Raw genomic sequence first — 22,567 nt, 5'->3', positions numbered from 1 at the left:
GTGGCGGTCACTCCTCCGGCGGTGGCGGACGTTGGGGCGGCGGTTCCGGTGGCGGCTCCCACGGCGGCGGCCACGGGGGTGGTCACCGCTGAAGTGGCCTGACGGGCCGGGTCACACCTCGACCTGGCCCATCAACCACGCCTCCAGTTCACCCAGCTCCCGCTCCTGCGCCACATGGCGGGAGCGGATGGCTCCCACGGCCTGCTGCATCCCCTCGCGGCTGTACGGCTTGCCGACCAGCGCGGCCTGCAGGTCCTGCACGAGGTCCGGGTAGAGCGCATCCGAGAAGACCTGCGCGCGCGTGATGTGTCCGTTCTCCGCGTCGACGTGGACCTCGAAGAAGCCCCAGGACAGGTACTCCACCATCTGGTGGTTGAAGCGGGGCGCGTTGCCGAAGCGCCAGTCCCACGAGGAGAAGTGCTCGAAGGTGCGCTTGAGCGACGGCTGGCTTTCGAGGAACGAAGGCTCCAGCACCTCCGGCTCCGCGGTCGCGCCGTGGAAGTCGCAGAACGCGCCAATCATCGCCTTCACCAGCGACTCGTGTGATGCCTCCGCCTGGAGGTCGCGGATGTTCATCACCCGCGAGCGCACCGAAGCGCTGCCCTTGGACTCCAGCTTCTTCGGGTGCGGCGTGAGGTAGTTGGACAGCCGCGTGAGGTTCGCGCCGATGAGGAACGTGCCGTGGTGGAAGGCGCGGTCCTTCGTCTCGCGGTACGCGCTGCCGCTGATCTTCCGGGGCCCGTCCTCCAGCGGAATCACCAGGTCGTTGCGCCCGGACGCCTGGGCCTTCACGCCCAGCCGCGACAGCGCATCCAGGAGGATCGTGATGTTGGCCGTCTTGTTGTAGCCCTCCTTGGCGGACAGGAAGGTGAAGCAGGTGTTGCCCAGGTCGTGGAACACCGCGCCGCCGCCGCTCGTGCGCCGCGCGAGGAAGACCTTGTCCTCCTCCATGCGCGTGAGGTTGCACTCGGACCAGGGGTTCTGGTTGCGACCGATGACGACCGTGTTGTCGTTGCGCCAGAGGAAGAGCGTCTGCGCGCTGGGGTCCAGCTCGCGGAAGATCCAGTCCTCGGTCGCGAGGTTGAACCAGGGGTTGTAGGTCTCCGACAGGAGGATGCGGACGCGCGGCGCTTGAGACATGGGCCCGGAGCATAGCCGTGGGCCGTCCTCCACGGGACATCCGCCGGGCCCCGGGGGTGATGGCATTGCCGGAGGCCGCCCCGGACACTCGCTGCCCGGCGGGGCGTGGGCCGTTGACGCGCCGGGAGGGCCGACCATGCGTCATTCGTTTTCCCTGTCACGCCCCCGGGCGGACGGGCCGGTGGTGCTGTGGGGTGGGGCGCTCCCGTCGGGGAGCCTCAAGTACCTCACCTTCGCCCGCTACCTGGCCGCGATGCCGCCGGGCTCGCGCGGGCTGGTGGAGCTGTCCGGCGCCTCCAGCGCGCTCGCCCTGGACGTCCTGGGCCGCGAGCGGGGCCTGCCCACGGTGGCGCTGACGGACCCCGCGGGCGAGGCCTACCTGCGGGCCCACGGCTTCCAGGGCGAGGTGCGCCACGGGGACTCGCTCGCGAAGCTGTGGGAGCACGCGCAGGCGTACGAGCGCGAAGGCTGGTGCTGGCCCCGGCAGCTCTCCAACACCGCGCTGGTGGCGTGCGTGGAGTCCTGGGCCTCGGGCCTGCGGGCGCACGTGCGCGAGCGCTTCCCGTTGGTGCGGCGCGTGGTGTGCGGCTTCGGCACGGGCGCGACGCTGGTGGGCCTGAAACGCGTCTTCTCCACCGGGGGCTTCACCGTCACGGGCCTGCAACCCGCGCCCGGCCAGCCGCTGCCCGGCTGGCGGACCTGGGAGGGCCAGAACCTGGGGCCGGAGGATCTGTTCTTCGCGCACCACCAGCGCATCCCGCTGGACACGGCGGCGCCCGCGCCCGACTGCTTCACCGCGCTCCTGGACTGGGTCCGACGGCAGGACCACCCGGAGCAGGTGCTCGTCATCGCGCACAACGCCCGCGAACAGGAGGCCGTCGCAAGGGCCTGACGCGGCCCCTACGTGTTCAGGGCCTGGAGCCACGCCTCCACGGCGGCCACGCCTTCGCGAGGGAAGGCGGGCACGTGGGACAGCTCGCGCCGGGCGAGTCGCAGCAGCGCACGCGCGAGCCCCGCTGAGTCGCCCTCCAGGGCCCGGGCCAGCTCACCGCCCGTCGCCGGATACACCCGCTCCACGCGCCGCAGCGGATCCAACCCGTCCAGCAGCGACGCCTCCGGGGCGGGGACGTGGCGGGCCAGCAGCAGACAGAACAGGCGCACCGCTTCATCAAGCCGAGCGCGTCCGCTCAGCACCTCGCCGCGCGTGTGGCGCCCCATCCCTACCAGCACCTGCGTGAGCCATTGGCCGAACAGCCACGCATCGTCCGGTGCGGTGCGCTGGACTTCCTGCGTGGTGATGCGGGCCTGTTCATCCAACCGTGCCGTCACGCCGCCCCGGTCCAACAACACGCGGTAGCGATTGACGCGGGCGAAGGACAGCTCTTCCAGCGTGAACACCGCGAACTCCAACAGGTGCCCGTCCCGGTACACCACCTTCACGCCATGCGCTGTCTCACGGAAGGCCAGGGCGATCTCCTCCGTGCGTGGCAACCAGCCGCGTTCATGTCTCAATGTTTCAGCATGTTCGGGCTCCACGACGGCGAAGAAGTCGTGGTCGCTGAAGTCATCTGGCAGGTAGTCCCGCGCCGCCATCGAACCCAGCGCCACCAGCCCCCGGAAACGACCGTCCGCGTCAGCCCTGCGCGTCAATTCCGTGGTGAAGGCCTGATAGGCGGCGGCATCCATGGCGCTCTCCTCTGGGGATGCCCGCGTGAAGCCAGCATGACGCGGGACGTGGTTTTTTGATGCGATGCGTTGAGTTCGCGTTACGCAATGCGTCTCAATTCCTAACGCACAGCGTCGCCGAATGGAAGTGGACAATCGGCTGCGTCGGACCCGACCCTGGGCTGACATGCTTTTCGGTTAAATCGGACGTTGACTTGCTTTTTATCAGTGTCTCGCTTTATGGGCTGATTCGCGGGTCAATCCCCTGGTTGCCCGCCCTCCCACCAGGAGCCTGTATGCGAAACGCCGTCCGGACCCTCGTTCTGACCGTCGCCGTTCTTGCCCTCTGGGCGCAGCCTGCCCGCGCGGATACGTACACGCAGACGAAGTACCCCATCGTGCTGGCGCATGGCATGGCGGGCTTCGATTCGTTGTTTGGCGTGCTGGACTACTTCTACGGCATCGAATCCAACCTGAAGTCTGGCGGCGCGCGCGTCTACATCACGCACGTTCCGCAGTTCAACACGAGCGAGGCGCGCGGTGAGGCGCTGCTCGCGCAGGTGCAGGACGTGCTCGCGCGCACCGGCGCCGCGAAGGTGAACCTCATCGGCCACAGCCACGGCGGCCTGGACGTGCGCTACGTGGCGGCGGTGCGGCCGGACCTGGTCGCGTCGGTGACGACGGTGGGCACGCCGCACAAGGGCGCGGAGCTGGCGGACTACCTGCGCGCGCACATCTCCGGCGGCTCGTTCACGGAGAGCGTGCTGGGCTACTTCGCCAGCAGCCTGGGCACCGTGCTGGGCCTGCTGTCGGGCCACACGCAGCCGCAGGACGCCATCGCGGCCCTGGGCGCGCTGACGAAGACGGGCACCTCCGCGTTCAGCGCGAAGTTCCCCGCGGGCCTCCCCACCACGTCCTGCGGCAGCGGCGCGGCGACGGGCACGCAGGGCCAGCGCTACTACTCCTGGTCCGGCACCGACCCCTTCACCAACGTGCTCGACGCGTCCGACTACGCGCTGAAGCTGTCGTCGTTCTTCTACGCCGACTCGAACGACGGCCTCGTGGGCCGCTGCAGCTCGCACTTCGGCACGGTGTTGCGTGACAACTACGACATGAACCACCTGGACGAGGTGAACCAGGTGCTCGGCATCACCGCCTTCTTCACGGATCCGAAGTCCGTCTTCCGCAGCCAGGCGAACCGGCTGAAGAACGCCGGCCTGTAATCCCTGGAGCGCCCCGCCATGAAGAGCCGCGCCGTCATTCTCGTGGTCGCGCTGTGCGCCCTCCTGGGTGCCGGCGTCTTCTCGTGGTGGAAGGTCCGGGCGGAGGACGCGCCCGGACCTGAAGTCCCCCCGTCTTCCGTCCCCGTCGCGCGGGCGCAGGGCCCGGGCGCGCTGCCCGCCGGAGCTCCCGTGCAAGGCGTCGCGGGAGGCCCGCCGTCACCCGCCGGCTCCGCGCTGCCGCCGCTGCCGACCTCGCTCCAGGACACGGAGGAGGATGGCGCCGTGTTCGTGGACGCCTCCGGGCACCTGGTGCCGAACGCGGACCTGCGCCGGTTCTTCAACTACTACCTGTCCGCGACGGGCGAGGAGTCCCCGTCGCTCATCCGCGAGCGCATCCTCACCGCGCTGCGGGCGAAGAAGCTGCCCCCGGCCGCGATGGACGAGGCCGTGCAGGTGCTGGATGACTACCTGGCCTACCTGGACGCGGCCCGGTCGCTGGGGTCGTCGCAGACGGCCGCCACGCTGGACACCGCCGAGCGCCTGGAGGCCCTGCGCAAGCTGCGCCGCGAACACCTGGGCGGCAGCGCGGAGGGCATGTTCGGCGAGGAGGAGGCGGTGGACGCGGTGGCCGTGGAGCGGCTGAAGCTCCAGAAGGACGCGTCGCTGACGCCCGAGGAGCGCGAGCGCCGCATCGCCGCGCTGGAGGAGCGCCTTCCCCCGGACGTGCGCCAGGGCCGCGAGGAGGCCGTGCGTCCGTTGCGCCAGCGGGCGGTGGAGCAGGAGCTGCTGGCGGCGGGCGCGACGGCGGAGGACCTGCACCAGCACCGGCTCTCCACCGTGGGGCCGGAGGCCACCGACCGGCTGGAGGCGCTGGACCGCGAGCGCGCCCAGTGGAAGCAGCGGCTGGACGACTTCCGAGCGAAGCGCGAGGCGCTGGGCCGCACCCAGCCGGATCCGGCCGCGCGTCAGGCCGCGGTGCAGCGGCTGCTCATCGACTCCTTCACCCCGGAGGAGCGCCTCCGGGTGGAGGCCGCGGATGCCATCCACGCGGCCTCCGGAGGCGGGTAGGGCCGCTCGCTACTCGTGCTTCAGGCCGAAGAGCTGGCGCAGCCGTCCGAGGATGCGTCCTGCCTCGGGGATGTGATCCGCTCCGCCGCCCGAGGCCTGGGCCACGGCGCGCAGCTGGTTGCGGCGCTGGGCCAGGAGCGCGGAGAGCTGTCGGGCCAGGCCCGGGTAGTCGGAGAACAGGCGCGCGAAGGTGGGCCGGTCCAGCTCCAGCAGCACGGAGTCCGTGAGCGCCACCACCGTGGCGGCGCGGCGCTCGCCGGTGAGCAGGGACATCTCCCCGATGTAGTGGCCCGGGCCCAGGCGCGTGATTTCGGCCTGGATCGTGCCGGCGCGCACGCTCACCTCGCCGGAGGCCATGACGTAGAAGGTGCCCCCCTCGTCGCCCTCCTGGATGATCCGCTCGCCCTGACCGAAGCGGCGCACGACGACCTCGCGGTGCAGGCGCTCCAACTCCTCCGGGCCCAGCGGCGTGAAGAGGTCCACCTGGCGCAGCAGGTCGCGCACGGTGTTGTCCGCCAGCTCCCGCCGCTTCGCGCCCGCCTCGCGGCGCAGGTGCACCGTGCGCTGGGCGTGGGGCAGCTCCAGGCCCTCGCGGCGCAGCCGGTACCACAGCCGCGTGTGCAGCTCCTCGCGCACGCTGTCCGACAGCGCGAAGTCATTGAGGAAGACGCGCACCATGTACTGCACGTTGGATTCGCCGAAGGACACCGTGCGCGCGATGGGCGGCGGCTGCACGAGGATCTGCGGAATCTCCCGGGCCACGTCCAGCAGGGCCTGCTTCACCTGGTTGGGCGGCGCTTCCAGTGACACGCCCACCTGCACCTCGATGCCCACGGGCTCGCGGTGCTGGGTGAAGTTCTTCACGTGCTCCTTGGCCACCATGCTGTTGGGCAGGGTGATGAGCTCACGCCGGAAGTTGGCGACGCGGATGGAGCGCCACCCGATGTGCACCACGCGCCCGGTGTGCTCGCCAATGCGGATGAAGTCGCCCACCTCGAAGGGCCGGTCCAATTGCAGCGACAGGCCCGCGAAGAGGTTGCCCAGCGTCTCCTGGAGCGCGAGGCCGATGACCACCGTCAGCACCGCGGACGTGGCGACGAGGCCCGCCAGGTCCAGGTTGAGCTGGCTCTGGAGGATGGGCACCGTGGCGAGCGCGTAGAGCGTGAAGTCGATGACGTCGCGCAGAATCTTGGGCGTCGTCACCGGCGAGCGCATCCGCACGAGCTTCAGCACGAACGCCACCGCCGCGCGGATGACGCCGTAGGCGAACGTGAGCATCCAGCCCACGCCCAGCGCCTTGCGCACGCCCTCCGGTGTCGACGCTTCGGGCAGGACGCGCGAGAGCAGCCGCAGCACCAGGAACGCGACCAGCATCCGCACCGCGCCCCGGAGGTCGTCGCGCAGGCTCGGGTCGCCGGTGCTGCCGCGGATGCCCAGCAGGAGCACCATCAGGATGGCGCCCGCCACCAGGGGGAGATGGCCTTCGAGGAAGTTCAGCACGTCCCGGCAATCTGACCGGCCCCGCGCATGGGGGTCAAGGCGGCGGTTGACGGGTGCCCTCCGAGCGGAGATACACGCCCCCATGACGCTCGCTTCGGTGCAGGGACAGCCCCGCGCGGTGGACGCGCTGCAAGCGGCCTTGCGGACGGGCTCGGTGCACCACGCCTACCTGTTCGCCGGCCCGGAAGGGGTGGGCAAGGAGCTGGCCGCGGTGGGCCTGGCCCAGGCCCTCACGTGCCCCGAGGCCCCGGAGGTGGGCTGCGGCACCTGCGCCAGCTGCACGCGCATCGCCCGCGGGCTGCACCCGGACGTCACCTGGGTGATGCCGGATGACGAGCGCGTATCGCGCGGGCTGGCCGGCCGCTCGGACTTCACCGGCACGCCCAGCCGCGAGCTGCGCGTGGAGCAGATAAGGCAACTCCAGGAGCGCCTGGCGCTGCGCGGCCTGGAGTCGAAGCGCAAGGTGGCCATCCTGGTCAGCGCCGAGCAGATGAACGTCCAGGCGCAGAACGCCTTCCTCAAGACGCTGGAGGAGCCGCCCTCTGAGACGACCCTCATCCTGGTGGCGAGCGCCATGGACCGCCTGCTGCCCACCATCCGCAGCCGGTGCAGCAAGGTGCACTTCGGCCCGCTGCCCATGGAGCTGGTCGCCCAGCACGTGCAGAAGGAGCGCAAGCTGGACGCGGACACCGCCGCCCTCGCCGCGGTGATGTCCGGCGGCAGCCTGGGCCGCGCGCTCGCGCTGGACGTGAAGGCGCTGGCGCAGCGCAAGGACGTCATCACCGCGTTCGAGTCCCTGCGCGGCAATGACATCCCGGGCCTGCTGCGCTTCGCGGAAGGCCACGGCGGCTCGCGCGAGGACGCGGACGCGGCGCTGGAGCTGTTGTTGTTGTGGACGCGTGACGTGTCGCTCGCGAAGGCGGGGGCGGAGGCGGGGATGGCGAACCGGGACCTGAAGGCGCTGGCGGCGGAGGTGGCGGCGCGCACGTCGGAGGCCGCGCTGCACCGGCGCAACGCGCTGCTGGAGTCGGCGCGCACGGCCATCGGGACGCGCAACGGCGCACCGCGGTTGCAGCTGGAGCGCCTGCTCATCGAGCTGTGCGTGGAGGGCCGATGAGCGCGGACATGGATGAAGTCCTGGCGGAGGTGAAGGGCGGCAAGGTGTGGCCGCTGTACCTCCTGTGGGGCGAGGAGTTCCTCGTCCGCAAGGGCGCCGACGAGCTGGTGAAGACCCTGGTGCCGGACGCCTCCATGGGGCTGAACCTCGCGGTGCTGGACGCGGCCTCCCCTCGCGAAGTGGCGCAGGAGCTGGCCACGCTGCCGCTGTTCCCCGGCCGCAAGGTGGTGCTCGTCAGGGATCCGGAGTTCCTCGCGCCCAAGAAGGGCAAGGGCGACGCGCTGGCCAAGGCGCGCGACGCGTGGAAGGCGGGCAAGCGCAAGGAGGGCGCGCGGCGGCTCCTGGCGCTCGCGGGCCGCGCAGGCTGGGGCGTGGATCAGCTGGATCCCCGCGTGCCGGGCGCGCCCACGGTGGAGCAGTGGAAGGACGAATTGAACGTGGACCTGGCGGACGTGGACCTCACGTTCCTCCAGGAGGCGGCGGCCTTCTGCCGGGAGGAGCGCATCAGCGCGCCCGAGGGCGACGCGTCCGCGCTGCTGGAGCTGCTCCAGAAGGGCGTGCCTCCAGGCCATGCGCTGGTGCTGGCGGCCACGGACGTGGACTCGCGCAGTCCGCTGCTGAAGTTCGCGCAGGACAAGGGCCGCCTCTTCGAGCGCAAGGTGGCCGCGCGCCACAAGGACCTGGACCTCACGGAGATCGCCCGCGAGTTCCTCGCCCCCCTGAAGAAGAAGCTGGGGCCGGGCGCGCTGGAGGGATTGAAGGAGCGCATCGGCGGCAACATCCGGCTGCTCCAGTCGGAGCTGGAGAAGCTGGCCGTCTACGCGGAAGGGCCCACCATCGAAGCGGCGCACGTGGCGCTGCTGGTGCACCACGCGCGCGAGGAGGAGTTCTTCGAATTGACGGAGTCCCTCCAGAAGCGCGAGCTGCGGGACGCGCTCTCCTACGCGGAGGACGCGATGGGGCAGGGGACGCACGCGCTGCAGCTGTTGGGCGCGGTGGCGTCCATCGTCCGCTCGCTCCTGGAGAACCACGCGTGGCTGGAGCGGTACGCCAACGGCCAGCCGCCCAAGAACGGCCGCGACGTGGAGACGCGCATCCTCCCGAAGCTGGAGGCGGAGCTGAAGGCGGCCAAGCGCAAGACGCCCAACGCGTGGGCGCTCGCGTTCGGCATGCAGGCCGCCGCGCGCTACGAGCGCCGCGAGCTGCTCAACGCCCTGGTGGCGTGCGCGGACGCGGACCTGGCGCTGAAGTCCTCCGCCAGCGGGAAGCTCGTCATTGAACGGCTGCTCTGGACGGTCTGCACCCGCGCCTGAGCAGCGGCCTGAGCAGCGGCCTGAGCATCTGGCGGCGCAGCGCTGGGACGTGCGCGCCGGGGAGGCCTGGGGTAGAGGAGGGCCATGGCGGACAAGCGACGCTTCGACCTCTTCGCGGACCTCCTCGTCACGCGCTTCCCCCAGGCCACCCGCGTCTATGACGTGGCCGGCGGCATGGGGAAGCTCAACGAGGCGCTCACGCAGCGCGGGCGCACCGTCACCACCTTCGACCTGCGCCACAAGCATCTGCCGGTGAAGTACGCCCAGCGCCCCTTCACCCTGGACGAGCCGTGCGAAGCGGAGCTGGTGGTGGGCATGCACCCCGACGGCGCCACCCGCATCATCATCGAGTACGCCGCGCGCCACGGCCTGGGCTTCGCCGTCGTGCCGTGCTGCTCCGACAACGGCATGCCCTACAAACCGTGGATGCGGCACCTGGCCGACGTCGCCCGCGACGCCGGCATCCCCACCGTGGAGGAGGCCACGCTCCCCATGGACGGCCGCGCGCGCGTGCTGCTGGGCCTGCCCCGCTGAAACCCGGCGGTGCTTTGCTCACCAAGAAAAAACCGTCAACCTGGGATTGCTTGAATAGAAGACACACCCGGCGTGCACTGTCACGGTTCAGGACAGGTGCGGGGGAGGGTGGAAATCCCCAGGGAATTCAATCGCTTGGCGGGCATGGCGTAACGTCCCCTTGCACATTTCCGAAGATTTCCAGCGCTCGCATGTGCCATGGGTGTGAGGACGTTTTCGAATACTGCGAGGTATTCCGGGCACTTGATGAGTTGGCCTGAAGAATGCTGAGAGGAGCGCTGCCTCGGCGACACCCTCTTCGCCGGGCAGGAGGAACCACCTTGGTTCGCACCACCCGCTTCGTCACTGCGCTTCTCGCCACCCTCCCTCTCGCCGCCTGCGGCGTCGGGGACACGGATTCCAACCCTTCGAACGATCTCCAGAAGCCGGATGAGGTCGCGGATGTGCAGAACGCCCTGAGCGTGATTCCGGGCGCGCAGATTGTCGGAACGAACGCGGACGGGACTCCGCACACCATCCAGGGCCGCCTGGGCCAGGCCGACCGCCCCCTCACGGGCTTCGCGGCGGCGGACGTGCACACGGCCATCGCCGGCTCCATGCCCGGCATCGCGTCGCTGTTCCGCCTGAACGCCTCGGACCTCCAGGTCCGCAAGGTGTCGGTGGACGAGCAGGGTGTCTCGCACATCCGCTACGCGCAGACGCTGAACGGTCTGCCGGTGGTGGGCGAGGAGCTGGTGGTCCACGTGGACCGCTCCGGCTCCATCTACGGCGCGAACGGTTCCGCGCGCAGCGGCGGGCAGGTCTCCGCGCGCCCCGTGGTCTCCTCCGAGGCGGCGACCACCGCGGCGCTGCGTGACACGCAGGCCTCGAGCCTGGCGGCCACCGGCACGCGCCTGGTCTACATCCGCGCTCAGGACGACCAGCGGCTGCGCCTCGCCCACGAGGTGACGGTGACGGGCGTGTCCGCGCTGATGCCGGTGCGCGACCGCGTCTATGTGGACGCCATCAACGGCGCCATCCTCACGCGCACGCCGGAGATCCACACTGCGCTCAACCGCAAGCTGTACAGCGCGAACAACGGCACGAGCACGCCGGGTACGCTGAAGCGCAGCGAGGGCGGGGCGGCCACCGGTGACTCGCACGTCGACACCAACTACGACATGCTGGGCTACACCTACAACTGCTACAAGACGCTGTTCAACCGCGACTCGCTCAACAACGCGGGCACGGCGCTGATCAGCACGGTGCACTACAGCACCAACTACGTGAACGCCTACTGGGACGGCACCCAGATGGTGTACGGCGATGGCGACGGCGTGAACTCCATCGAGCTGGGCAAGGACGCGGACGTCACGGTCCACGAGCTGACCCACGCGGTGACGTCGTTCGAGTCCAACCTCACGTACTCCGGCCAGTCCGGCGGCCTCAACGAGGCGATGTCCGACACGTTCGGCGCGGTCTGCGAGAGCTGGAACACCGGCTGGGCCACCGGCGCGGACATCTGGAAGGTCGGCGAGGACGTGTGGACGCCCGGCACGGCCGGCGACGCGCTCCGCTACATGGATGACCCGGCGAAGGACGGCTCGTCCAAGGACTGGGCGGCCAACGTGACGTCCAGCACGGACGTGCACTACAGCTCCGGCGTGCCCAACCTGGCGTTCGCGCTGCTGTCCAAGGGTGGCACGCACCCGCGCGGCCGCTCCACCATCGTGGTGCCGGCCATCGGCGTCGAGAAGGCCGCCCGCATCTGGTACAAGGCCAACACGGACATCTACACGGCGGGCACCACGTTCGCCCAGGCGAAGACCTGGACGGTCCAGGCCGCTGTCGCGCTGGGCTACGACGCGGCGACGCAGGCTGCCGTGACGGCCGCCTGGGAAGCGGTGGGCGTGGGCGGCACGGTGACGCCTCCGACCTGCATCGCGCTGACCAACGGCGTCGCGAAGACGGGCCTGTCGGGCGCTGCCAGCTCCGAGACGAACTACTGCATCGACCTGCCGGCGGCCAAGGCCTCCACCTACGTGCTGAGCGGTGGCACGGGTGACGCGGACATGTACATCAAGTTCGGCTCCGCGCCGACCACGACGTCCTACGACTGCCGTCCGTACCTCTCCGGCAACGCGGAGACGTGCAGCGCGGCGGCGAAGACGGCCTCGGGCAAGATGTACATCATGCTCCGCGGCTACACGTCGTACAGCGGCACGTCGCTGAAGGCCACGTACTAAGCCCTTCCACGCGCCCGGCGTGACGCCACGCCGGGCACCGTGAAGGACCCACTTGCCGCCTCCGGGACCGCGTGTCCCGGGGGCGGTCGTGTTTTTTGCGGGCCTCCGCGAGTCCTCGTGCGCGGGGCCCGTGGCGTTGGCGCGATGCAGCCGGAGGGCGGCCCGGCGGGCAGGCGGGACGGGGCCTCACGCGCGGGAACGGGGTAGGGTGGCCGCGCTTCCCGCACAGGAGGACGCATGGGGCGGCGGCTGGGTGTCGTACTGCTGGCGCTGATGGTGGGCTTCGGCGGGGTGTCGTGCCGGCGCGGTGTGCGCGGGACGCCCTCGCGCACCTGCGTGGTGCTGTCGGTGGGCGGCACCAAGGGGCTCGCGCACGTGGGCGCGCTGGATGCGCTGGCGGCCCGGGGCATCCCCATCGACTGCGTGGTGGGCAACAGCATGGGCGCCGTGGTGGGCGGGCTCTACGCCTCCGAACCCCGGGGCAACCTGCGCCAGCGCTACCGGGACTTCTTCGCGGCGTATGAAGACGAGACGCGCAGGACGACCGGCGTGCGCGGCGCGGTGGGGGCGGCCGTGGGGCTGCTCGCGGTGCTGGTGTCGGGCGGCACGCTGACCCCGGCCCTCGCGGTGGGAGCGCTGGGCGCGGCGGGCGCGGCGGCCACGGCGCCCCGCTTGAGCCACGAGCGCTTCGCCCGTGTGCTGGAGCGCTACTACGAGGGCGCGCGCGTGGAGGACCTGCCCGTGCCGTTCGTCACCTTCCACCAGGCGCCCACGGAGCAGGGGCTGCGGCTCGTCACCGTGACGCAGGGGCCGCTGTCGGAGGCCGTCGCCGCGAGCGCCGCGAACCCGCTCCTGTTCGAGGACGCGACGCTGGAGCGCATCGACCCGGGTGCGGACCGCGTGTCCGCGACGCCCATCCACGACGCCTGCCAGCAGTTCCCGGGCGCGCGGCTCATCGCCATCAACGTCACCGGGGAGCCGGCCTTCTACCGGGGTGACCTGGACTGCGACGTGCGGGAGGTCCGCGTGGACGTGCCCGCGCCGCCGGTGGACGCCTTCACCGGCCGGGGTCCCGCCTTCGAGTCCGCGTACGACGCGGGCCACGACGCGGTAATGCGAGCGCGGCTGGACTGAAAGCCGCGGTCCCGCGGATCAGCGGGCGGTGAGCAGCCCCGTCACGTCGCGCCAGCCGCCCTGACAGGGCGCGGTGTCCGTGGCCAGGTAGTGCCCCACGCGGCCGGGGGCCAGCGCGACGATGGCCGACGAGCGCGTCCCGTACACCTCCGTGTGGATGCAGAGCGCCTGGAGCTGCTGGAGGAAGTCCGCCGGCAGGTCGTTCTCCATCAGCGGCCCCGTCGCGGCGTCGCGGGGTGGCAGGGCATGGTCGGACAGGGCCGCCTGGAGCCCCGTTACCAGCTCCGGCCACGGGCGCCGGGCCACCTCTTCCGCGAGCGCGTGGGCCCGCGCCACCTTGGGCAGCGCGAGGTTGTCCAGGTTGTCATTGGGCAGCACATGGACGCCGGGCGGCACGTCCTCGTGCAACAGGCGCGGATGGCCCGGCCGCGCGTAGGCCACCCGCAGGACGCGCGCGTCCCCGTAGAGCAGGTTGAAGGGCAGGAACTCCGGGGCGGGCAGGGTGCCGAGGTAGCGCTCGATGGCCTCCACCGACCCGGCCTGGAGGGCGCGCAGGACGACCTCGCCCCGCGAGCGGGGGGCCGGGCCCAGGCCGCGGGCGCCGCGCTGGTTCGTCAGGCCGACAAACACCCCTTCGTGCGTTACACCCATCCATGTCCCGCCCCGCTCCACATCCTGGCCGCCCACGGCGCGCGGGGACTCGGAGAGGATCCGCGGCCCGTGGGCCGGACGCGCGTAGAGCTCATCCCGGTTGGCGGCGAGGACCAGCGGCCACTCGGGGTGGACATCACGGAGGATGAGGACGGTGCACATGCGGATGGGTCGATAACATCCACCATCGTGCCATGCACCTCCGGGCGCGCATGTTGATCGATGACCTCGTTTCCCCGAGCGGCTATGGTCCGCCGCCCTCAGGAGAGTCCATGGCGGAGAGAATCCTCGTCACCAGTGCCCTTCCGTACGCGAACGGCTCCATCCACCTCGGCCACGTCGTCGAGTACGTCCAGACGGACATCTACGTCCGCTTCCTCCGCTCGTGCGGCCAGGACGTCGTCTATTTCTGCGCGGACGACACCCACGGCACGCCCATCGAGCTCAACGCTTCGAAGCAGGGCATCCCGCCCGAGCAGTTTGTCGCGCGCTTCCATGACGAGCACCAGCGCGACTTCCGGGACTTCGACGTCCGGTTCGACTACTTCCACTCCACCAACTCGCCGGAGAACCGCCAGTACGCGGAAGCCATCTACGGCCGCTTGAAGGACGCGGGCGACATCGACCGCCGCGACATCGAGCAGACCTACTGCGAGAAGGACAAGCGCTTCCTGCCGGACCGCTTCATCCGGGGCACCTGTCCCAACTGCAAGTCGACGGATCAGTACGGCGACGCCTGTGAGAAGTGCGGCAAGACGTACAACCCCACGGACCTCATCGACCCGCGCTGCGCGCTGTGCGGCACGCCGCCGGTGCGCCGCAACTCCGTGCACCTGTTCTTCAAGCTGTCGCGCCACGAAGCCTTCCTGCAGGAGGTCCTCAAGCGCCCCGGCTTCATCCACCCGGGCCTCGCCACCCAGCTGCAGGGCTTCTTCGAGAAGGGCCTGGCGGACTGGGACATCAGCCGCGACGGGCCCTACTTCGGGTTCGCCATTCCGGGGGAGACGGACAAGTTCTTCTACGTCTGGCTGGACGCGCCCATCGGCTACATCGCGACCACGGAGAAGTGGGCGAAGGAGTCCGGCCGCGCGAAGGATGCGATGGAGTACTGGGCCAAGGACGCGCCCACGCGCATCATCCACTTCATCGGCAAGGACATCGTCTACTTCCACGCGTTGTTCTGGCCCGCGGTGCTGAAGGTCGCCGGGTTCCACATCCCCAACGAGATCAAGGTGCACGGACACCTGACCGTGAACGGGGAGAAGATGTCCAAGACCCGCGGCACCATGGTGCCCGCGCGGGACTACCTGGAGCAGTTGGACCCCAGCTACCTGCGCTACTTCTACGCGGCCAACCTGGGCGCGGGCGTGGAGGACCTGGACCTCAACCTCAAGGACTTCCGCCTGCGGGTGAACGGCGAGCTCGTCAACAACGTGGGCAACCTGGCCAACCGCGCGCTGTCGATGCTGGCGGGACCGCTGGAGAAGAAGCTCGCGCCGGGCCGCGAGGCAGGGGCGGGGCGCACGCTGGTGGAGCAGGCCCTGGCCCGCGTGCCGGAGGTGCGCGAAGCGTTCGAGAAGCTGGAGTACCGCGCCGCCATCAAGATCATCACCGACATCGCGTCCACCGCGAACGCCTTCCTCCAGACGGCGGCGCCGTGGGCGCTGGTGAAGAAGGACGCGGAGGCCGCCAGGGCTGACCTGTCGGACGCGGCGGACGTGGCGTACCTGCTGGGCGCGCTGCTGGCCCCGGTGACACCGCGCGTGTCGGAGCGGCTGTTCGCCCAGCTCAATGCGCCACCGCTGACGTTCCAGGCGCTCGCCACCGCGAAGTATCCACTTCTGGACCGCAGTCGCCCGCTGGGCACCCCGGAACCGCTGCTGCCGCGCCTGGAAGAGGAGCGGGTCAACGCCATCATCAAAAACCCCGTGGCCGATATTCCTGCCCCCGGGTCTGGGGGCAAGGACAAGGACAAGAAGTCGGAGAAGAAGCCCATGGACGCGAAGTCGCCCGAGTCACCGGCAGCGGCACCCACCCCGCAGGCGTCACCTGGCGCCGGCGCGGGGACCGTGGAGCCCGTGGCCCCGGCGGACATCGAGTACGCGGACTTCGCCAAGGTGGTGCTGAAGGCGGGACGCATCGTGGCCGCGGAGAAGGTGAAGGGCGCGGACAAGCTGCTCAAGCTGGACGTGGACCTGGGCGAGGGCACGCCGCGCACCATCGTCTCCGGCATCGCGGAGGCCTACACGGCGGAGGCCGTGGCGGGCCGCCGCGTGGTGGTGGTGGCCAACCTGAAGCCGCGCAAGCTCAAGGGCATCGAGTCGCGCGGCATGCTGCTGACGGCCGGCCCGGGCGGCAAGGACCTGTCCCTGCTGGATCCGGGCGACGTGCCGCCCGGCAGCGAGATCAAGTAGGGCGAAGTCGCTCGAAACAACTCTGGGGGCACGCCGGGTGGCCATGTCGCCACCCGGCAGCGAGGTGACGAGACGTGGGGGATTGGCGTGCCGAGCGGGACCGCGCACTGGTGACCGTGGAGCGTGAGAAGCGCCCGGCGAGTCGGGCCGAGGCGGCGGACCTGTTGTTCCACCTGGCTTCCGAGGAGCCCTCGCACGCCGCGGAGTTCGCGGACGCGTTGGCGCGGCTGCTCGCGGATGCCCAGCCCGAGGTGCGCCGCTCCGGGGTGAGCCTCGCGTCCGTGGTGCTGCCGCCGGAGGAGCTTCCGGAGACGCTGCTGCCCCGCCTGCGCGACGAGGATCCGCGGGTGCGGCTGGAGGCCACTGGAAGGCTGGCGGACCTCGCGCTGCCCCACACGCGCGGGGCGCTGGCGAGCATGCTGGAGGACCCCACGCCGGAGGTGCGCTTCGAGGCTGCGCGCGGCATCGCGGCCCTCAAGCACCCCGCGGGGCTGGAGGTGCTGCTGGCCGCGCTGGACGTGGATACGCTGCGCTTCCGGGCGCTGGGCGCGCTGGCGGAGCTGGAGGACGCGCGCGCGCTGCCGGCGGTGAAGCGCCTCTTTGGCAAGTGGCTGCTGCCCGCGTTCGACAAGACGCAGGCGGCGGGCGTGCTGATGAAGCTGGGAGACCCGGCGGGCGCGGAGTGGTTGATGCAGCGCACGCGCAGGAAGTGGAGCGCGGACCGGGCGCTCGCGGTGGAGCTGTGCGGCGAGCTGAAGGTGCCGGGCGCGCTGGCACGGCTGAAGGAGATCCTCCAGGACGCGAAGGACCCCTGCCGGGGCGCCGCCGCGCGCGGCCTGGGACGGCTGGGGGATGCCCAGGCGCTGCCCTGGCTGCTCTCCGTGCTGGAGGACCGCGCCGCGCCGGAGGACGACCGGCTGGACGCGGCGGATGGCGTGTGGCGGCTGGGCGTGGAGGACGGGATGGAGCGCGTGCGCGCTTCGGTGCCCACCTTCGCCTCGGAAGAGGCGAGACTGGAGCTGGAAGAGCTGTTTAGAGAGGGCCCATGAGACTCGTTGACGCGCACTGCCACCTGGAGCCGAAGGACTACGCGGAGGTGGGGCCGGTGCTGGAGCGCGCCCGGGCCGCGGGGCTCGTGCACGCGGTGCTGGTGGGCCAGTTCCACGGCCCCGGGGACTGGGGCCACGCGCTGGAGGTGGCGGCCCGGCACCCGGACTTCCTGTCGCCCACGCTGGGCATCCACCCGCACGAGGCCGCCCGCGCCACGGAGGCGGACTTCGAGATGCTGGAGCGCACCTGCGCCCGTCCGGAGCTGCGCGCGGTGGGCGAGGCCGGGCTGGACTACTACTACGACCACTCGCCGCGCGAGGTGCAGGCCACCGTCTTCCGGCGCCAGGGCGCGCTCGCGAAGCGGCTGTCCAAGCCGCTGGTGGTGCACGTGCGCGACGCGCATGAGGACTGCGACGCGGCGCTGGCGGCGGAGGACGTCACGAGCGGCGTCATCCACTGCTTCACCGGCGACACGGCCGCGGCGCGGCGCTACCTGGACCGGGGCTTCTTCCTCTCGCTGTCCGGCGTCATCACCTACAAGAAGACGGAGGCCCTCCAGGAAGCCGTCCGCTTCGCGCCCCTGGAGCGCCTGATGGTGGAGACGGACAGCCCCTACCTGGCGCCGGTGCCGCACCGCGGACGCAAGAACGAGCCCGCGCACGTGCTGGAGACGGCGAAGAAGGTGGCGGAGCTGAAGGGCGTCTCGCTGGAGGAGGTGGCGGCCGTCACCACCACCAACGCTGTTCGCCTCTTCAACCTCACCCTGCGCTGACGGCTCCGGCCAGGGCTTCCAGGTCCTGGTCCAGCTGCGGCATGTCCAGCAGCAGCGCGTCCGGGTCGTAGAGGAAGTCCGCCTGCTTCAGCTTGAGCAGGGCCTGCAGCGCGGGCTCGCCCGCGTGTCCGCCGAAGGAGGCGTAGACGACGCGGCCCCGCTCCAGGTGCAGGTAGCCCTCCAGCGTGTGGTGGCGAAGCTGGAGCCGCCCGCTCTTGCGGCCTCCGCCCAGCGTGCGCAGCAGGTCGCGCGGGGGCAGTTCGTCGAAGCTGCCGCGCACCACCCGGCCCGGGCCGTTGTGCTGCACCCTGTCGTTGAAGAGGGCGAGCACCGTGCGCGCGACCTCCGCCTTGTCTCCCGGGGACAGCACCGCCGTCGCGCCCGCGAGCAGCAGCCGCTCGCGTGCCTGCGCATCCGGCTCCCCCACCACGGCGATGGGCAGGCCCGCGCTCTCCGGCGAGGCGCGCGTGGCCTCCAGCAGCTCCAGCACCTCCTGCTGGCCCAGCCGCAGCCCCACCACCAGCACGTCGCAGTCCTGCCGCGCGAGGCCGTCCAGCGCGCCATCCAGCGTGGACAGCGCGTGCGCCACCAGCTCCTGCTTGAGGACCGCCTCCAGCAGCTCGCTGCGCGTGGCCTCGTCCGGTTCCGCGATGAGCACCTGACGGCCCTCGCTGGCCAACCGGTGCAGCAGCAGCTCTCCGCTCTGGAGCTGGCCGACGATGTCCGCCACCACCGGGTCGTAGAGGATGCCCGCGTGCTTGCGCAGGTGCTCCAGCGCCTGCTGCTTGGTGAAGACCTTGCCGTGCGCGTTGCCCGGGTTCTTGGTCAGCTCCAGGAAGCTGTCCACCGCGGCGAGGATGCGCGCGCCCAGCGTGATGTCCTCGCCCTTGGCGCCCTGGGGCGTGCCGGAGCCGTCCCAGGCTTCATAGAGCTGCGCGAGGATGGTGTTCACCTGCGTGGGCAGGTGCACGGTTTCAAAGAGCTTCGTGGGCGCGCGGCAGACGGCCTTCGCCTGGGCCTTCCACTCCGCGTTGGCCGCGTTGCTCGCCAGCGAGAAGTGGCGCTCCGCGGGCTTGCCCAGGTCATGCAGGTACGCGGCGATGGACAGCGCCGCCAGCTCCTTGTGCGGCATGCCCATGCGCTGGCCGACGATGCCCGCCTGCCGCGCGAGCTGTGCCGAGTGCCCCCGGTGCCGGGGCCGGTCCTGCTCCATCAGCCCCACCATCAGGCTGAGCGTCTCCACGTAATCCGTGTCGCTGATGAGGCCGCGCGGGCCGCCCGGCTCGCGCCGCTGCGTGGCGCGCGCCACGTGGGTGCCGCTGCCGGCACGCAGCCGCATCCGCGCGTCCGTCTCCAGGCGCATCTGCAGGCTGGTGGTGTTGCTGCGGCCCGCGGAGGTGCTGCTGCGGCCGGACTCGGAGCTCCCGTTGTTGCTCGCGGGCGCGTCCGGACGCCGGGGCCCGCCGCCGTGCGGGCCCTCCAGCAGCGCGGTGAAGGCGGTGGGGTCGCCGTAGTAGTGCTTGCGGATGGCGGCGGAGATGGCGCTGCGCAAGCCGATGTACGCGTAGACCTCCGACATGCCGGTGACGAGTGCGATCTCGTCCAGCAGCGACTTGTTCTGCGGCTCGGCGGCCACCACCGACAACAGCTTGCGCTCCGGATCGATGGCCAGCGGAAGCACGTTCTGCGCCTCCGCCAGCCGCACCGGCAGCTTGTCCAACACCTTCGTGTCGATGCGGACCTTCGCCAGCTTGTCCGCCGTGACGAAGCGGGTCTGGAACTCATTGGCCAGCAGGCGCAGGAGCGCGGCCTCCTGGAGCAGGCCCAGCTCCACCAGACAGTCCCCCAGCTTGTGGCCGGTGATCTTCTGGTGCTCCAGCCCCTGCTCCACGGCCCCGGGTGTCACAAGGCCGGCCTCAATCAACCGCTCTCCCAGCCGCTTCGCCATGGACTTCAGCCCTCCGAGGAGCCCTCGCCTTCACCACCGGACTTCGCGGGCGCGGGCGGCGCCAGCGCACTGAACGGCTTGAAGGTCAGCTCGCCGGGCAGGCTCTTGGGGTCGCGCGGCGGACGCTCCTCGCGCGGCGGCCGCGCGGGACGCTCCTCGCGGGGAGCGCGCTCCTCACGCGGGGGACGCTCGGCGCGGGGCTCGCGAGGCGGGCGCGGCGGACGCTCCGGGCGGGACTCCTGCGCGGACGTGGGGGCAGCGGTGCCCTCGGCGCCGGCGGGGGCCTGCGACGGCGGGCCCTTGTCGGCCCGGGCCTTGCGCTTCTCCTCGCGGTGCTTGCGACGGCCGCTGCCGCCGCCTTCCACCGGGGCCCGACCGCGGCCGGTGGGCACGGAGCCCTTCCAGAGCGGACGGTCGTAGGCGCGCAGGTGATCCGTCCAGCGGTCGTTCGGATCGCGCTGCATGGCCTCCACCCAGGAGGAGATGCGCGTGTCGAGCGCACCGAGCGCGTCGACGATCTGCGCCTCCAGCGTCATCGGCGGCTTCGCGGTGCCGGCCCCGGACTGCCCCTGCTGGGAGATCGCCAGGTGCGTCAGGTGCTGCTCCAGCAGCGGCGGGAAGCCGGGGATGCCGAGCGTCTTCTCGCGGATCTTCTGCGCGGCGAGCACCGCGTGGCCCACGAGCCGACCCTCGTCGGTGTTCTCGAAGCCCTTGTCGGACGAGCCCTCGCCCGCCTTCATCACGTCGTGCAGGAACGCACCCGCCAGGAGCAGGTCGCGGTCCGCCATGGGGTAGTGGTCCGACACACGCAGCGTCAGGCGCATCACCGACAGGACGTGCTCGGCCAGCCCTCCGCGCCACGCGTGGTGCACGCCCTTGGCCGCCGGAGCGACGGGCAGTCCCGCCGCCACCTGCGCGTCGTCCAGGAACGCCATCAGGAGCTGCTTCACGTACGGGTCGTTGACGCGCTCGGTGATCAGCTCGCGGATCTGCCCCACCGCGCGCGGGCCACCGCCGCCCTCGTGACGGGGCTCCAGCTTGCCGTCCGCCTTGGGCTCGCGGGGCTCCTTCGCGTCGCCGGACTTCGCTTCGCCAGCCTTCGCGTCGCCAGCCTTCGCGTCGCCCGACTTGGGCTCACGCGGCTCCTTCGCCTCGTTCGCGGGCTTCGCCTCGGCGGGCGGGGCGGGGGGCGGCTCGAACTCCTTGGGGTCGAGCGGCTCCGGATCCAGCCGCTCCACGGCCTCCACCACCACCTGCGTGCGGCCGTGGAAGACGATGACGCCGCCCTGGATGAGGACGTAGTCACCGGTCTGGAACGTGGGCTCGAGCGCGTCCACCTTGTCGAAGACGCGGGCGTCCACCGTGCCGCTCTTGTCGGCCAGGGACAGCGAGAGGAACACCTTGCCGCTGCGCGCGTTCACCTTCTCCTTCTTGGTGACGCGGAAGACGGTGTTGACGCGGTCCTTCTCGCGCAGATCGACCGCGTACACCTTGCGGACGGTCTCGACGGAAGCCTCCGGGGTGGAAGTCGCGGCCTGGGACTCATTTTCGGTTGTCATCGCGGCCGCGGACACTACCACCGAGGAGGCCCGTCAAGGCGAGCAAGTCGTGTGGTGGTTCACGCCTTCGCTCAGCTCACTTCGAGCGCCACCGCCTCCAGGTACTCGGCCCCCGGGGAACCGACCGGCGCCGGGTGGTCCGGTGGCAGGCCCATCCGCACCAGCCGGAAGGCGATGCGCGCCTCCTGTTCGCAGGCCGTGGCCACCGCTTCGTTGAACGACCCCAGCCCGAGCGGGGGGTGGTAGCCCACCACCAGCAGGCGCCCCCCGTGCCGGGTGCGCCGCAGCGCCAGCCGCACCTGTTCGATGAAGTCCTCCTCGGACGCCACGCCCTGGGTGTCCAGCAGCACCAGGTCGAACGTTTCCTTCAGGGCCCGCAGCACGGCCAGGGGCTCGCCCTGTTCCACCGTCACCCGGCCCAGGAGCCCGTTCGCCTCCGCGTTCTCCCGCGCCAGGTCCGCGGAGTCCGCGTTGCCGTCAAAGGCGAGGATCTGCTTGGCTCCGTGGCGCCCCGCGTGGATGAAGAGGCCGCCCACGTTGCAGGCCACGTCCAGCACCCGGTCCCCGTTGCCGGTGCGCCCGAGGAAGCGGCGCAGCTCCCGCTGATCATACCGGTAGCCCGTGCCATTGCCGTAGGTGAGGTCCACGGTGAAGCGCGCCCCCATCTCCAGCAGGCGGCACCAGCGCGGCGGCGTGCCGTACATCACGTGGGGCCGCTGCGCGGGCAGGTTCAGCGCCTTGCGCCGGTGCGTGTCGTTGCGCAGCAGCACGGACGCCGCCCCCGTCACCTCGACCAGCGTGCGGGTGATCTCCTCCTTGCGCGCGTCCATGGAGCGCGTGAGCGTCTGCACGACGAAGTGCGAATCGTAGCGGTCCACGATGAGGCCCGGCAGTCCGTCCCCGTCGTCGTTGACGATGCGGCAGAAGCGCGGATCATCCACCAGCCGCCCGCGGCGCTCGAACGCATGGCGGACGTGGCGGGGGATGAGCCCTTCCACGGCCTCGTCCGGCAGGCCCAGGCGGCGCACGGCATAGGACGCCTGGAGGTCCACGTCCCCCAGGCCCAGGAGCTGCCCGTCTTCGTCCTTGAGCTGCATGGGCGTGCCGGGTTCGGGCTCGCCCTCCATGGAGACGATGTCCTCGCGGCGCAGCCAGGGCGCGCCATGGCGGAGCTTCCGGGCGGCTTCTCGGGACAGGTAGGTGCTGAGCAAGGTGTGGCCCTCCTCCGGCGCGGTGGAGGCACCCCGTGGGGCG

General features: G+C 71.1%; 18 protein-coding genes. 11 read left to right on the top strand and 7 right to left on the bottom strand.

Annotated features, from left to right (window positions below; translation table 11 throughout):
* Positions 1 to 111: 111 nt before the first annotated feature.
* Complete coding sequence (locus tag D7V97_RS01695; protein ID WP_120608819.1) at positions 112 to 1,140, bottom strand: lipoate--protein ligase; 1,029 nt, start codon at positions 1,138 to 1,140, stop codon at positions 112 to 114.
* A 136-nt stretch (positions 1,141 to 1,276) separates the two neighbouring features.
* Here D7V97_RS01695 and D7V97_RS01690 point away from each other — a divergent pair, with 136 nt between their 5' ends.
* Positions 1,277 to 2,032, top strand: a complete 756-nt coding sequence (locus D7V97_RS01690; RefSeq protein ID WP_120608818.1) for a hypothetical protein — start codon at positions 1,277 to 1,279, stop codon at positions 2,030 to 2,032.
* Between the two features lie 8 nt (positions 2,033 to 2,040).
* On the opposite strand, the gene D7V97_RS01685 is transcribed toward D7V97_RS01690, so the two are convergent.
* A complete protein-coding gene (locus tag D7V97_RS01685) occupies positions 2,041 to 2,826 on the bottom strand; it encodes a hypothetical protein (RefSeq protein ID WP_120608817.1) in 786 nt (261 codons plus the stop codon).
* Positions 2,827 to 3,101: 275 nt separating this feature from the next.
* On the opposite strand from D7V97_RS01685, the gene D7V97_RS01680 reads away from it, so the two are divergent.
* The gene (locus D7V97_RS01680) at positions 3,102 to 4,028 is read left to right on the top strand and encodes a triacylglycerol lipase (RefSeq protein ID WP_120608816.1); all 927 of its coding nucleotides are present in this window, start codon (positions 3,102 to 3,104) and stop codon (positions 4,026 to 4,028) included.
* 18 nt (positions 4,029 to 4,046) lie between these two features.
* Positions 4,047 to 5,096 carry a lipase secretion chaperone gene (locus D7V97_RS01675; RefSeq protein WP_120608815.1) on the top strand — a complete coding sequence of 350 codons (1,050 nt, stop codon included), beginning with the start codon at positions 4,047 to 4,049 and terminating at the stop codon, positions 5,094 to 5,096.
* Between the two features lie 9 nt (positions 5,097 to 5,105).
* Here the strand turns inward: D7V97_RS01675 and D7V97_RS01670 are convergent, their stop codons facing one another.
* Positions 5,106 to 6,596, bottom strand: a complete 1,491-nt coding sequence (locus D7V97_RS01670; protein ID WP_233582452.1) for a mechanosensitive ion channel family protein — start codon at positions 6,594 to 6,596, stop codon at positions 5,106 to 5,108.
* Positions 6,597 to 6,678: 82 nt separating this feature from the next.
* Between D7V97_RS01670 and holB the strand changes: the two genes are divergently transcribed.
* The 5 genes from holB to D7V97_RS01645 all read left to right on the top strand — a co-directional run bounded on the left by holB (position 6,679) and on the right by D7V97_RS01645 (position 12,919).
* Positions 6,679 to 7,713, top strand: coding sequence for a DNA polymerase III subunit delta' (gene holB, locus D7V97_RS01665; RefSeq protein WP_120608813.1), 1,035 nt, complete (start codon positions 6,679 to 6,681; stop codon positions 7,711 to 7,713).
* Positions 7,710 to 9,026 carry a DNA polymerase III subunit delta gene (gene holA, locus D7V97_RS01660; RefSeq protein WP_120608812.1) on the top strand — a complete coding sequence of 439 codons (1,317 nt, stop codon included), beginning with the start codon at positions 7,710 to 7,712 and terminating at the stop codon, positions 9,024 to 9,026. Before holB ends, holA begins: the two co-directional genes overlap by 4 nt.
* 84 nt (positions 9,027 to 9,110) lie before the next feature.
* Positions 9,111 to 9,560 (top strand): hypothetical protein, encoded by a 450-nt coding sequence (locus tag D7V97_RS01655; RefSeq protein WP_120608811.1) that lies wholly within the window; start codon positions 9,111 to 9,113, stop codon positions 9,558 to 9,560.
* 320 nt (positions 9,561 to 9,880) lie between these two features.
* Positions 9,881 to 11,785, top strand: coding sequence for a M4 family metallopeptidase (locus tag D7V97_RS01650; protein WP_120608810.1), 1,905 nt, complete (start codon positions 9,881 to 9,883; stop codon positions 11,783 to 11,785).
* Between the two features lie 237 nt (positions 11,786 to 12,022).
* Entirely contained in the window at positions 12,023 to 12,919 is an 897-nt protein-coding gene (locus D7V97_RS01645) for a patatin-like phospholipase family protein (protein WP_120608809.1), read from the top strand.
* 18 nt (positions 12,920 to 12,937) lie between these two features.
* Here D7V97_RS01645 and D7V97_RS01640 read toward each other — a convergent pair whose 3' ends face one another.
* Positions 12,938 to 13,732, bottom strand: coding sequence for an NRDE family protein (locus D7V97_RS01640; RefSeq protein ID WP_120608808.1), 795 nt, complete (start codon positions 13,730 to 13,732; stop codon positions 12,938 to 12,940).
* Between the two features lie 110 nt (positions 13,733 to 13,842).
* Here D7V97_RS01640 and metG point away from each other — a divergent pair, with 110 nt between their 5' ends.
* The 3 genes from metG (at position 13,843) to D7V97_RS01625 (ending at position 17,806) form a co-directional block, all read left to right on the top strand.
* Positions 13,843 to 15,984: a methionine--tRNA ligase gene (gene metG / locus D7V97_RS01635; RefSeq protein WP_120608807.1), complete on the top strand. Its 2,142-nt coding sequence runs from the start codon at positions 13,843 to 13,845 to the stop codon at positions 15,982 to 15,984.
* 74 nt (positions 15,985 to 16,058) lie between these two features.
* Entirely contained in the window at positions 16,059 to 17,033 is a 975-nt protein-coding gene (locus D7V97_RS01630; protein WP_120608806.1) for a HEAT repeat domain-containing protein, read from the top strand.
* Positions 17,030 to 17,806, top strand: coding sequence for a TatD family hydrolase (locus D7V97_RS01625; protein ID WP_120608805.1), 777 nt, complete (start codon positions 17,030 to 17,032; stop codon positions 17,804 to 17,806). Before D7V97_RS01630 ends, D7V97_RS01625 begins: the two co-directional genes overlap by 4 nt.
* Here D7V97_RS01625 and D7V97_RS01620 read toward each other — a convergent pair.
* From D7V97_RS01620 to D7V97_RS01610, 3 genes are all read right to left on the bottom strand, one after another.
* Complete coding sequence (locus tag D7V97_RS01620) at positions 17,793 to 19,754, bottom strand: HD domain-containing phosphohydrolase (protein WP_120608804.1); 1,962 nt, start codon at positions 19,752 to 19,754, stop codon at positions 17,793 to 17,795. The two genes, D7V97_RS01625 and D7V97_RS01620, sit on opposite strands and share 14 nt — an antisense overlap.
* A gap of 5 nt (positions 19,755 to 19,759) precedes the next feature.
* Positions 19,760 to 21,313 (bottom strand): 3'-5' exoribonuclease YhaM family protein, encoded by a 1,554-nt coding sequence (locus D7V97_RS01615; RefSeq protein WP_199728670.1) that lies wholly within the window; start codon positions 21,311 to 21,313, stop codon positions 19,760 to 19,762.
* A 71-nt stretch (positions 21,314 to 21,384) separates the two neighbouring features.
* Entirely contained in the window at positions 21,385 to 22,524 is a 1,140-nt protein-coding gene (locus D7V97_RS01610; protein ID WP_120608802.1) for a class I SAM-dependent rRNA methyltransferase, read from the bottom strand.
* Between the last annotated feature and the right edge of the window lie 43 nt (positions 22,525 to 22,567).

It is taken from the genome of Corallococcus sp. CA053C (genome assembly GCF_003611675.1).
GTDB lineage: Bacteria > Myxococcota > Myxococcia > Myxococcales > Myxococcaceae > Corallococcus.
This window is presented reverse-complemented; position numbering and strand designations above follow the sequence as displayed.

Coding starts and splice junctions, on each gene's coding strand:
- D7V97_RS01680 (WP_120608816.1), top strand. CDS start 3,102: ATGCGAAACGCCGTCCGGACCCTCGTTCTGACCGTCGCCGTTCTTGCC.
- D7V97_RS01655 (WP_120608811.1), top strand. CDS start 9,111: ATGGCGGACAAGCGACGCTTCGACCTCTTCGCGGACCTCCTCGTCACG.
- D7V97_RS01615 (WP_199728670.1), bottom strand. CDS start 21,313: ATGACAACCGAAAATGAGTCCCAGGCCGCGACTTCCACCCCGGAGGCT.
- D7V97_RS01625 (WP_120608805.1), top strand. CDS start 17,030: ATGAGACTCGTTGACGCGCACTGCCACCTGGAGCCGAAGGACTACGCG.
- D7V97_RS01690 (WP_120608818.1), top strand. CDS start 1,277: ATGCGTCATTCGTTTTCCCTGTCACGCCCCCGGGCGGACGGGCCGGTG.
- holB (WP_120608813.1), top strand. CDS start 6,679: ATGACGCTCGCTTCGGTGCAGGGACAGCCCCGCGCGGTGGACGCGCTG.
- D7V97_RS01685 (WP_120608817.1), bottom strand. CDS start 2,826: ATGGATGCCGCCGCCTATCAGGCCTTCACCACGGAATTGACGCGCAGG.
- metG (WP_120608807.1), top strand. CDS start 13,843: ATGGCGGAGAGAATCCTCGTCACCAGTGCCCTTCCGTACGCGAACGGC.
- D7V97_RS01695 (WP_120608819.1), bottom strand. CDS start 1,140: ATGTCTCAAGCGCCGCGCGTCCGCATCCTCCTGTCGGAGACCTACAAC.
- D7V97_RS01620 (WP_120608804.1), bottom strand. CDS start 19,754: ATGGCGAAGCGGCTGGGAGAGCGGTTGATTGAGGCCGGCCTTGTGACA.
- D7V97_RS01640 (WP_120608808.1), bottom strand. CDS start 13,732: ATGTGCACCGTCCTCATCCTCCGTGATGTCCACCCCGAGTGGCCGCTG.
- holA (WP_120608812.1), top strand. CDS start 7,710: ATGAGCGCGGACATGGATGAAGTCCTGGCGGAGGTGAAGGGCGGCAAG.
- D7V97_RS01675 (WP_120608815.1), top strand. CDS start 4,047: ATGAAGAGCCGCGCCGTCATTCTCGTGGTCGCGCTGTGCGCCCTCCTG.
- D7V97_RS01645 (WP_120608809.1), top strand. CDS start 12,023: ATGGGGCGGCGGCTGGGTGTCGTACTGCTGGCGCTGATGGTGGGCTTC.